The organism is Petrotoga olearia DSM 13574, assembly GCF_002895525.1.
Lineage (GTDB): Bacteria > Thermotogota > Thermotogae > Petrotogales > Petrotogaceae > Petrotoga > Petrotoga olearia.
Genome location: NZ_AZRL01000017.1, coordinates 39,173 through 50,052, shown reverse-complemented (window position 1 = coordinate 50,052; position 10,880 = coordinate 39,173). Strand labels below are relative to the sequence as shown.

Here is a 10,880-nt window from a genome sequence, read left to right as displayed (position 1 = left end):
GGGTGGGGAGCGGGGGAAGGGCGCTATAAAAACTATTAAACAAGAGTTGGATAATAAAATAGCTCACCTTCAAAATATGGTATAATTATGTTGTACAAAACAAAGATAAAAGGACAAGATGGCTATATATACATTCTAATGGAACACAAAAGCTACATTGAAGGGAAAGTAATCTTTCAACTGTTGAGATACATTACGAGCATATGGGAAGAAAAATACGATCCCAAAACAAAAAAGGTTCCGATAATAATACCGATGGTAATATACCATGGAAGAGAAGTCTGGAACGTAGAAACGAACTTATCAAATATGGTACAAGGGATAGAAGATTTACCAAATGAACTAAAAACATACTTACCTACATACCGATATGAAATATGTGACTTCTCAATCAAAGGGAAAAAAAGGATAATAGGATTAACAGCGACGAAAGTTGCATTAGAAGCAATGAGAGCAGGAACGGCAATGACCGAAAAAGAATTTAAAGAAAGATTAGCAATAGTATTCGCATACATAAACCAACTACCAGAAGAACAGGTACATGAATGGTTTGAAGGGTGTATGATCTACCTACTAAACGTAAGGGAAGATATAACGATAGAAGATATATTAAAGGTACAAAAAGAAATAATGCCTGGAAGGGGTGAAATAGTTATGACAATAGCTGAAAAGCTGAGGAATGAAGGAATGGAAAAAGGAAAACTTGAAGGAGAAAGAGAATTTGCAATTAGAATATTAAACAAAAGATTTGGTAACGAATTAACCCAAGAGATAAAAGATAAGATAAGAAAAGCGGATGAAAAAACGATAGATTACATAGGAGATAATTTACTAGAAATAACCATGGAAGAATTAAAAGAAATATTGAAATAATCTTTTTTACCAAATTCATTATACAGGAATTGTGTGATAGGGTGGTACACTTTTCATTTAGTAACTTCAAACGCTATCTAAAAATGGATAGCGTTTTATTTATACCTTAGATAAATCTCCTTACAAATCTTATAAACCACATAAATTACCAAAATTATTATATTAGCAAAAACAGCTCCTGAAATATCTATAAGAACATCATTCAATGAAGAACCTCTGCCAACAAACTCTTGAGAATATTCATCTAATGCAGCTATAAGTGCTGGTAAAGATACTCCAAGTAAAGTCCCTATCAATAATCTCTTTGAATACAAATATCCAAACAACCAAGAAAACACACCAAGTATAAAATATATTCCAAAATGCGCACTTTTTCTAACAAGTGCTATGGAATCAGCATATTGATCTCCAAGCCACAACTTCTTTAAAAATACTTCTATCTCTCTAAACCATTTTGTATCTGAAAAATCAAATACATTATCTATTGATTTAATAACATTATAGACAAAATAAGATTGATTTGAAGATTCCTCTGGATTTCTTGTTCCAAAAAACAAAATAACTCCAACCCAAAAAATTAAAAAAATTAATGATATTATTATATATTTTCTTCTTTCCATATAATCACCTGTTTAATTCTATAACAAAACCACCTCAAATGATACCCCCAAAGTAAGTTAGGTGGCCTAAGATGGACAAGCTGGAGGTCGTAACCCCCTTACTCCCCCGAGTTTAAGGGACCGTAGGGCCCATTCCTTAAAAATGGGTGGGCAGCGGGGGAAGGGCGCTAATTTCTCACCTGCTAGCAACCCTCTCCTTCACTTCCCTCATCAAATCAATCCCTAAATCAAACACATATTTCACCTGATCTCTATACACAAACATCACAACGATCAAACCCAAAACAGCAGATACAACCTGATAAACCATATTAGGAACAAAAGTGTTTATAAAAGCAACGATCACAAAAACAAAGGTACTGATAAAAAATTTAGCCAAATGATAATTAACAGGGAACAATCTCTTAGATATAAACGTCCTCATACAAAAGAAAACTATATACGACACCCCTGTAGAAAATGCTGCACCTTTTGCACCATACACAGGAACAAGCATCAAATTCCCAAACACGTTAACCCCTGCTGCCACACTTGCTATCAACATATGCCAATATGTCTTTTTCTTAAAATTGATACCCACAACCGTTGTTTCAGAAACAGTATACATAATAGGCATCAAAATCAAAAAAGAGCTGATCCCAGCAGCCTCCCTATAAGAGCTTTCTAAAAGCAAAAATATCACATCTTTAAAGACAACTAACAGCAATCCAAACACAAACATCGCAGCAGCAATAAACACAGAAGCCTTCTCAAAAATCCCCTTACTCTCGGGCTCTTTTTCATAACTCTCGTAAGAAACGGGAGTCCAAAACGTAGTAAACCCCTTATTACCCTCAACGTAGAAAACGCAATACCTCTTTTTTTCATACGAACAGCCAATGTAGAAAATCTCTCTAAAACACCAATTAATATAGTAACCCCCAACAGAAAAATCGGAAGAAAATGAGTATAATCCCCAAAAAGAACGAAAGAAAGCTCTTTCCAAAAGATACCGTTCTTTTTATCCGTTCTTCAAACTTTATCTGTGATTCCCAATCTAACTCTTAATTTTGTGCTTCGAAGTTAGCAAATGATTTTTCAATGATTATATTACGCAAGGGGGGTAATTAAGTCATAATTTGGTTGAAAAAGCAGTATTATGCTAGATATAACACCGGACTTAAGTATTTTAATCTTTCAAATATTTTCTGAACGAAGAAAAATAAAAGTAACCTAATATTCCTAGAAGACCTATCAATCGTGGTAAAAGCATCGACTGAAAAAGCACGAAATATAAAGTAATTATTGTAACATAAAGAATTGATATCAAATGGAACCTTATTCCATAAACAGTTTTCTTGATAATCTTGTTGGTCATAAGATAATGGAAAATAAATAAAAAAATATAAGATATTAAAGTAGTAACTGCAGCGGCAATATACCCAAAAATAGGAATTAGCCAAATATTCAAAACTACATTTATCACAGCAGAAAGTATCGTCCCAATTGAAATTAATGCGGGTTTTTTAAGAAAAAATTCTACATTCGCTTCAAAGGTGTATAAAAATTGGAAATAATACGCTCCAAAAACATAAGGAATTATTATAAGACCTTCCCAATAACTTTCATCAGCCATTATTTTTATTAGTTCTGGGCTAAACATCAAAATGGCTCCATAAGCCATGGTGAAAAGGTCTCGATACAAATTACCTCTTTTTTTTATCTTTAAATATTCCTTGTTTTCCATTTTTTCATAAAACCAAGGAATCCATGCAGTATTACCCGCTACTAATATGACGGTGACAATCATCCCTACATTATAGGCAAAACTATAAATTCCTGTGGGAGTGCTACCTAAAAATTTGTCAATAATTATTCTGTCGAACTGTGCATTGATTATTCCTGATAAATTATGAGGTATTAAAGGTATTGACAATAATAAGGCATATTTCCAATACCTTAAATTAATAAATTTTTTCCCTTTTGATAATAAAAAGATAAAATAAAAAGAACCTATAATACTTATAGGAAGAAATTGACCACTTATTTTTCCAAGAGCTCTGTTTGCTTCAAAAATATTTAAAATGAAATAGATTGATAATGCTACTCCCACTAAAGAAGTCAAAATTGTAACCATAGACACTATCTTATATTTATATTCAAATCTAAATTTTGCATTTGTAAAATTCAGAATAAAATCAAAAAAAGAATGGAAAATTAAAATATAAAACAATGGAAGGTCTAACCCCATGAAAGCACTAAATGCATTTCTAAATATAACTAAAATGATTGAAAATATTAAAAAACTCAAAAAACCTAAAAAAGCAACAGATGAGGCGAAACCATCGTAATCTTCTTTAAAATCAAACTTTCCTCTTCCTATACTCCCCATTAAGTCTAAACTTATAATTACAGTTAGGATCGATAACCATGAGGTATACAATGAAGTAACACCATAATCGGCTGGGGTTAATAATCTTGTGAAGATAGGGATAGTTAGAAAAGCGACACCTTTTGTAAAAAAATTAGTAAAAGTATACCAACTACCAGCTTTAACTACCCTATTGTTCATTATCTTTTTAATTGAATCTATCATTTTCTACCTTCTTCATATTACTTTCTTTTTCCTGAAAGATTTCTATATTTTTAACGTGTTAAAAAGTGAAAAAACTAAATTTCCCATAATTTTGCTCAGTTTTAAAAACGAACTTTTAATTCGCAAACTATTGTACTGTTTCAACTACAAAAATTTTTTATAATATTCCCATTGACCAATGTCGGTCATTTTTGATTTTGATTGATAAACTTTTATGGTTTTATTGGCAGCCCTTGCCCTTTTTAATAATTCAGGCATATCTATCTTTTCTTCTAACTCAATCAGCTCTATTATTTCTGGATTTAGAACGTATATACCTGTATTTACAAAAAATTCGTAGTTAGGCTTTTCATCTATTTGCAAAAAATTGTTCTTTTCGTCAAATCTTATTACTCCGTAAGCAACATCGATATTTTCTTTTGAAGAAACAATGGTAATATCAGCATTTTCCTTTAAATGATATTCAAGGACTTCGGAAAAATCTATATTCAATAAAACATCACAATTTGCAACAAAAAAAGGTTTTGTTATATCGTAAAACCTTAGATAAGATATGCTCCCCGCTGTTCCAAGAAAATCTTTTTCTTCAATATATTTAATGTCATACTTTAAGTCCATAAAATAATTTTTAATAAGTTCTTTTTTGTAATTCACACTTAAAATAAATTCATCGAATCCTGAATTAATGAATTGCTCCATTATTTGTTCTATTATTGTTTTATCTCTAAAAGGTACCAAAGGCTTAGGAACAACTTTAGTTAAAGGATAAAGCCTTGTACCTTTCCCCCCAGCCATTATCAAGACTTTTGTTTTTAGTTTTGATATTTCTTGAAAATTTATGGGGATTCTTATTACCTTAATAATCTCCATGTTCTTGTTTAAAACTGGCAAGTACTCAACATTGTATTTTAGAAGATCGTTATAGGATAGCTTTTCATATTCATCTTCATATATATATTTAAATTTTGAATTCATCATGTCTTTAGCTTTTAACTTAGATAAGTTGTTTTTTTTATCATAAATATATCTTCTAATATCTCCATCAGTAAGGGTGCCAAGGATTTTGTTGTTTTCAGAAACAAAAAGTATTTTATAAGTTGATTTGTTCAAATTCTCAATTATATGATCCATAGTTGCATCTTTACTTATCAAAGTAAAATCATTGATCTCTTTTATCTTCATAGACGCCTCCTAACAATATCTCTACTAATTTCAAATCGACCAAGTTGTCAATATCTATAGATCTCTCAGGTGGCATTATATATGCATAACTTTTTTCTCCATAAAAATCTTTCTCTCTAATGAAAAAATCAACATTTGAAATATATATAGCTCCATTTATTCTGTAATACTTTGGCAATTCCTGTCTTGGTATATTTTTTACTTCTTGTTTGATGAAATTTGCAAGTGACAAATCATCTGGAAGTGTATTACTCCATAATGGTGAATGTTCAGTCTCACAAACGCTAACTACTGAATTAGCATTTTTTTCAAACAATAAATTAACAGCATTTTTAATGTCTTTGGAATTTCTTAAAGGCGATGTTGGCTGTAATAACATAAAATAATCAAATTCTATGTTTTTATTTACGTAATAATTCAAGGCATGAATAATGACGTCTACAGTTTTAGCATTATCACTGGCCAATTTCTCTGGTCTCAGAAAAGGGACTTTGGCACCAAAACTTTTTGATATTTCAGCAATTTTTAAAGAATCCGTTGAAACTATAATTTCATCAAATACCTGAGATTCTTTTGCCGCATCTATAGTATAAGCTATTAATGGTTTACCTTTTAGATTAATTATATTCTTATCTTTTATTCCTTTTGATCCACCCCTTGCAGGAATTATAGCTAAAAAACTTTTATTATTATACACGAGTTATTCCTCCATAAAATGTTGCCAAGTATAACCTTCATCTTCTTTTATTTCTTTGATTATTTTCTTACCAACTATAATGTCTAAAAACTCTGGGACTAGTCCTTCATTAGATCTTTTTATAGCAATATCTTTTTCTGATATGATTTTTCCAGCTTCTATATCTCTTGAAGCTACTAATTTTTTTCTAACAACGTTTTCTATTTCTTCTTCACTTTTATTGGGTTTTTTTATTCCAGTTCCTAAGGCAATTTCAATATTTCTAATTGCTTTTACCATGCTTTTTAATTCGGCGGGATTTAAAGAAGCTTTATGATCAGGTCCTGGCATGTTTTTATCTAAAGTGAAATGTTTTTCTATTACTTGAGCTCCTAAAGCAACTGCTGCTATAGGTACTTCTATTCCAAGTGTATGATCAGAGTATCCTACAGGGAGCTTAAAAGCGTCTTTTAACGTCAACATAGCTTTTAGATTAACTTCATCATATGGACAGGGATAATTAGTGGTGCAATGAAGTAAATAAATTTCTACGGTGTTATTCACTGAATATATTGTATCTAAAGCCTTTTCTACATTCGACAAGTTGGCCATTCCCGCGGACATTATTATTGGTTTATTTTTACTTGCAATATGCTTTAGATACGGATAATTCACAATTTCCCCTGAAGGGATTTTGTAATATGGTACTAATTTGTCCAAAAAATCCACGCTTTCTTCATCAAAAGGCGAAGACAAAAAAATTATGTCTTTCTCATCGGAATAATTTTTCAATTTTTCAAAATCATTGTATGATAATTCCAGACTTTTTACCATATCAATTTGTGACACTTCTTTTCCTAAATTCTTTTTTTGATAATCAGCCATTTTTGTATATTTGGAAAGGACTTTTTCCGCTTTAAATGTTTGGAATTTAACCGCATCTGCCCCAGCTTCTTTTGCTTCATCGATTAGTTTATATGCTAAGTTTATATCGCCATTGTGATTTACTCCAGCCTCTGCAATAATAAAAACTCCTCTTTTTAGCATAGGAATTCTCCTTTCATATAGAAAATTTTATATCATAAAATTCTTTTTTTATATTTATTTTATTATTTTCAAGATAATCTTTTAAAATATCATAAATTTTCTGAGTTGCCCCACCTTGGTCATACGGATTATTGATTTTTTTTCTATCCATATTTTGAGCGATACTTACCGCTTTGAGTATTTCTTCTTCCAATGGTTTCACGTCTATTATACTATTTCCTATAACTCTACCTTTTTGTCTTTCTCCGATATTTATTGTTGGAACTTTTAACGATGGAGCTTCTACAATTCCACTTGAAGAATTTCCCAAAATGAAATCTACATAACGCATAATAGACAGATATTTTAACGTTCCAAAATTCGTAGATACAAATACTTTATCTTTTTGCTTTACAGAAAATTTATCAATAAATTGATTTATAAATCTTCCACCTTCATCTGCATTACTTTTTGTTATTATAATTTTGTATCCTATTTTAATTAATTTTTCTAACGCTTTCATAATTTCTTCTATTTCTTCTTCCAACTGATCGGTGTTTAATGTGGTGGGATGATAAGTAAACAAAATATTTTTATCGCCAAATTTAAAATTAAGCGTTTCTTCTATTTGTTCTTTAGATAATAATTTTAAATTTTTAATATTGTCTAATCCAATTGCCCCTACATTAAAAACCCTTTCAGGAATTTCCCCCAATTGAATAACCCTTTTCCTATATTCTGCCGTAGAGGTAAAATGCAAATAGCTCATTTTTGTAATAGAATGTCTAATCCCTTCATCGATAGCTCCTTCAGTTCTTTCTCCTCCATGAATGTGAGCAATAGGTATTTTCATTATATAAGAAGAGATAGCCATTGAAAGTGCTTCAAATCTATCTCCAAGTATGATTAATATATCAGGATCTAAACGTTTTAACGTCTCAGAAAAACTTATTAAACCAAGACCTATTGCTTTATTAATTCCTATGTCTGAATCGCTTGACATAAGTATCTCTATTTTTTCATTTATTTTAAAGCCATCTTTTTCTATTTCTTTATAAGTTAATCCAAATTCGGGTGAAAGATGCATTCCAGATGCAATTATTTGAAGTTCGTACTCATTTTTTTCTTTTATTAATTTCATTAAAGGATATAATAGTCCATACTCAGCTCGAGTTCCTGTAAAAAAACATATTTTTTTCATGTGTTTTATTCCTTCCTTATTTCTTTAGCCGGATTCCCAACATATACTCCTGACCTTGCTATATTTTTTATTACCACCGCTCCTGCTCCGATTAAAGTATTCCCTACAATATTTGTATTTTGTATTATTGTAACCCCTGTTCCAATAAATGAATTTTCTCCAATTTTTACTCCCCCACTCAAAACTGCACCTGGCCCTATGTGCACATTATCCCCAATTATACAGTCATGTTCTACAATTGCACCTGTGTTAATAATACAGTTTTCGCCAATTTTAACTCCCGGATTAACAATGGCGTTTTTCCCAATAAATGTTCCCCCACTTATTACTGTATAAATAGAAACGTTGGAAGACTTTGAAATTATTGTTGGAATTTTAAAACCGATATTTTTGATTTTTTTGTATAATTTCATTCTCTGGTCATTAATATTTATCTTCCCCATTGAAACAAATGCAAAGTTAATTCCTTTATTGTACAAATCTGCTAGTTGCTCGTCCACATATTTTATTCTAATATCTAATATCTCTTTACCAATATTTTCTTTTAAATCACTTATAAAGATTTCATCGTAATAATTATTTTCTTTAATTACATCAAGTACTACTTTACAATGGCCACCTCCACCAACTAGCACAATACTATTAGACATTGTTTAAAACCTCTACTATATATTCAATTTGTTCTTCATCATTCATCGTTGAACCTGGTAAATTTAGTCCTTTTTTATATATTTCATATGCATTTTTGTACTCTTCTTTCTTATATTCTTTATATGGCGGGAATTCTACGATTGGGGGGAAAATTCTTCGCGTTGGTATTCCCTTTTCTTTCAATTCCTTTTGAATTTCTGGTATGGTTTTATGGGATTCAACTTTTATTGAAGGTAACCAATATGAGCTTATAGCACCTTCATAAGACTTTTGAAAAGTTATTTTTTCGTTGTTTTCAAAGCCTTGCTTGTATATTTCAGCAAACTTCCTTTTTTTGTTTAGAAAGCCTGGAAGCCTTTCAAATTGAGCTAAGCCTAAGCTGGCTTCTAAGTTTGTCATCCTGTAATTAAATCCTATTTCCGGATGAAAATAATGATCTGTGTTATTATCTTTTGCCTGATTGACTAAAAACTTAAGATGTTCGGCTTTTTTTTCATCATTTGTTACAATCATTCCTCCACCGCCGGTTGTCATGATCTTATTTCCATTGAAACTAAATGCGTTTATTTCCCCAAAGGTCCCAGTGAATTTATCTTTATATGTTGCCCCTAAACTCTCTGTTGCATCTTCTAAAACTGGTATATTATATTTTTTTGATATTTCCATTATTTTGTTCATATCGCAGGGGTTTCCGTATAAATGAACGGGTATTATAGCCTTTGTTTTGTTTGTTATATGTTTTTCTATTTCATTTGGATCAATATTCCAAGTTTCAGGATCAACATCTACAAAAACTGGTGTTGCCCCAACGTATTTTATAGGGTTTACTGTTGCTACAAACGTAAGTACGGGTACGATGACTTCATCACCTGGACCAATTCCTAATTCGTACAAGGCAAGGTGAATCGCAGCGGTTCCACTTTGGGTTGATACCGCTTTTTTCGCTTTTAAATATTCAGCGAATTTATTTTCAAATATTCTAATGTTTTCCCCAACAGAGGAAACAACAGTAGAGTCAATACAATCGCACAAATACTTTTTTTCTAATTCCCCTAAATTGGGTGCATCAAGTAATATCGGTTTTATAAAAACCACCTCTATTAAATATTATATATGTCAGTTTTGTAATACTGTAGATTTTCTTGGATCCATTCGATTGTTTCTTTCAATCCTTCTTCTAAGGAGTATTTTGGTTCCCATCCTGCAATTTTTTTTGCTTTTTCTGGGTTAGATAATAACCTTTCAACTTCAGACTTTTCTGGTCTTACTCTTTGGGTATCTTCGATTATTTCAACGTTTTTTCCAATTAATTCAATGATCTTTTGGGCTAAATTTCCTATTGATATTTCTTCCCCCGTGCCAAGGTTGTACACATCTCCTATTGTTTTTTCATGCAAACCAACAGTTATAAACCCATTTGCTATGTCTTTCACATAATTTAAATCTCTTGTAGGGGTTAAATTACCAAGTTTTATTCGTTCCTTCCCTGCCGAAATTTGACTTATTATCGTTGGAATAACCGCTCTAGCGGACTGTCTGGGACCAAATGTGTTGAATGGTCTTATAATAGTAACAGGGGTTCCGAAGGATCTATAGTAAGATAATGCCAAATGGTCTGCTCCGGCTTTACTCGCTGCATATGGAGATTGTGGATTGTATGGATGTTTTTCATCTATCGGTACATATTGTGCAGTCCCGTATATTTCACTCGTTGATGTATGAATGATTCTTTCTATATTCAATTTTTTACCCGCTTCCAATACATTGTATGTTCCTTCTGTGTTTGTTTTTATATATGCAAGAGGAGAGATGTACGAATAAGGGATTCCTATTAAAGCAGCTAAATGAAATACAACATCAACGTCTTTCATAGCATCATACACAGAATCATAATCCCTTATGTCTCCAGTGTAAATTTCTATCTCATTTTTATATTTTGAATTTTCGAGCCAGCCCCAATCATTTTTAAAATTATACCGCACAAATCCTTTAACCTCAAAGCCTTTTTCAACTAAGAGTTCGGTTAAGTGTGAGCCAATAAATCCTTCTGATCCTGTAACTAATACTTTCATTAAT

Annotated in this window: 11 protein-coding genes; 1 reads left to right on the top strand and 10 read right to left on the bottom strand. The window is 31.3% G+C overall.

The window, feature by feature from the left end; genetic code table 11:
* Positions 1 to 87 precede the first annotated feature (87 nt).
* Positions 88 to 873 carry an Rpn family recombination-promoting nuclease/putative transposase gene (locus tag X929_RS06755; protein ID WP_245858674.1) on the top strand — a complete coding sequence of 262 codons (786 nt, stop codon included), beginning with the start codon at positions 88 to 90 and terminating at the stop codon, positions 871 to 873.
* A gap of 95 nt (positions 874 to 968) precedes the next feature.
* On the opposite strand, the gene X929_RS06750 is transcribed toward X929_RS06755, so the two are convergent.
* The 10 genes from X929_RS06750 to X929_RS06705 all read right to left on the bottom strand — a co-directional run bounded on the left by X929_RS06750 (position 969) and on the right by X929_RS06705 (position 10,876).
* Positions 969 to 1,493, bottom strand: a complete 525-nt coding sequence (locus tag X929_RS06750) for a VanZ family protein (protein WP_103067268.1) — start codon at positions 1,491 to 1,493, stop codon at positions 969 to 971.
* 175 nt (positions 1,494 to 1,668) lie between these two features.
* Entirely contained in the window at positions 1,669 to 2,232 is a 564-nt protein-coding gene (locus tag X929_RS06745) for a polysaccharide biosynthesis C-terminal domain-containing protein (RefSeq protein WP_245858673.1), read from the bottom strand.
* A 429-nt stretch (positions 2,233 to 2,661) separates the two neighbouring features.
* Positions 2,662 to 4,068, bottom strand: a complete 1,407-nt coding sequence (locus tag X929_RS06740; RefSeq protein ID WP_103067267.1) for a lipopolysaccharide biosynthesis protein — start codon at positions 4,066 to 4,068, stop codon at positions 2,662 to 2,664.
* A 144-nt stretch (positions 4,069 to 4,212) separates the two neighbouring features.
* On the bottom strand, positions 4,213 to 5,250 hold the full coding sequence (locus X929_RS06735) for a sugar phosphate nucleotidyltransferase (protein WP_103067266.1): 1,038 nt from the start codon (positions 5,248 to 5,250) through the stop codon (positions 4,213 to 4,215).
* Positions 5,228 to 5,947 carry an acylneuraminate cytidylyltransferase family protein gene (locus tag X929_RS06730; protein WP_103067265.1) on the bottom strand — a complete coding sequence of 240 codons (720 nt, stop codon included), beginning with the start codon at positions 5,945 to 5,947 and terminating at the stop codon, positions 5,228 to 5,230. The genes X929_RS06735 and X929_RS06730 overlap by 23 nt, the downstream gene beginning before the upstream one ends.
* A gap of 3 nt (positions 5,948 to 5,950) precedes the next feature.
* Positions 5,951 to 6,973 (bottom strand): N-acetylneuraminate synthase, encoded by a 1,023-nt coding sequence (gene neuB, locus X929_RS06725; RefSeq protein WP_103067264.1) that lies wholly within the window; start codon positions 6,971 to 6,973, stop codon positions 5,951 to 5,953.
* 13 nt (positions 6,974 to 6,986) lie between these two features.
* Positions 6,987 to 8,153, bottom strand: coding sequence for a UDP-N-acetylglucosamine 2-epimerase (gene neuC / locus X929_RS06720; protein WP_103067263.1), 1,167 nt, complete (start codon positions 8,151 to 8,153; stop codon positions 6,987 to 6,989).
* Positions 8,154 to 8,158: 5 nt separating this feature from the next.
* Positions 8,159 to 8,803: an acetyltransferase gene (locus X929_RS06715; protein WP_103067262.1), complete on the bottom strand. Its 645-nt coding sequence runs from the start codon at positions 8,801 to 8,803 to the stop codon at positions 8,159 to 8,161.
* Complete coding sequence (locus X929_RS06710; RefSeq protein ID WP_245858672.1) at positions 8,796 to 9,899, bottom strand: LegC family aminotransferase; 1,104 nt, start codon at positions 9,897 to 9,899, stop codon at positions 8,796 to 8,798. The genes X929_RS06715 and X929_RS06710 overlap by 8 nt, the downstream gene beginning before the upstream one ends.
* 5 nt (positions 9,900 to 9,904) lie before the next feature.
* A complete protein-coding gene (locus X929_RS06705) occupies positions 9,905 to 10,876 on the bottom strand; it encodes an NAD-dependent 4,6-dehydratase LegB (protein WP_103067261.1) in 972 nt (323 codons plus the stop codon).
* Positions 10,877 to 10,880: the final 4 nt, after the last annotated feature.

What these genes read in the sequence shown, in the direction of transcription:
- X929_RS06755 (WP_245858674.1), top strand. Translation starts at nt 88, where the DNA reads ATGTTGTACAAAACAAAGATAAAAGGACAAGATGGCTATATATACATT.
- X929_RS06750 (WP_103067268.1), bottom strand. Translation starts at nt 1,493, where the DNA reads ATGGAAAGAAGAAAATATATAATAATATCATTAATTTTTTTAATTTTT.
- X929_RS06740 (WP_103067267.1), bottom strand. Translation starts at nt 4,068, where the DNA reads ATGATAGATTCAATTAAAAAGATAATGAACAATAGGGTAGTTAAAGCT.
- X929_RS06735 (WP_103067266.1), bottom strand. Translation starts at nt 5,250, where the DNA reads ATGAAGATAAAAGAGATCAATGATTTTACTTTGATAAGTAAAGATGCA.
- neuB (WP_103067264.1), bottom strand. Translation starts at nt 6,973, where the DNA reads ATGCTAAAAAGAGGAGTTTTTATTATTGCAGAGGCTGGAGTAAATCAC.
- neuC (WP_103067263.1), bottom strand. Translation starts at nt 8,153, where the DNA reads ATGAAAAAAATATGTTTTTTTACAGGAACTCGAGCTGAGTATGGACTA.
- X929_RS06715 (WP_103067262.1), bottom strand. Translation starts at nt 8,803, where the DNA reads ATGTCTAATAGTATTGTGCTAGTTGGTGGAGGTGGCCATTGTAAAGTA.
- X929_RS06705 (WP_103067261.1), bottom strand. Translation starts at nt 10,876, where the DNA reads ATGAAAGTATTAGTTACAGGATCAGAAGGATTTATTGGCTCACACTTA.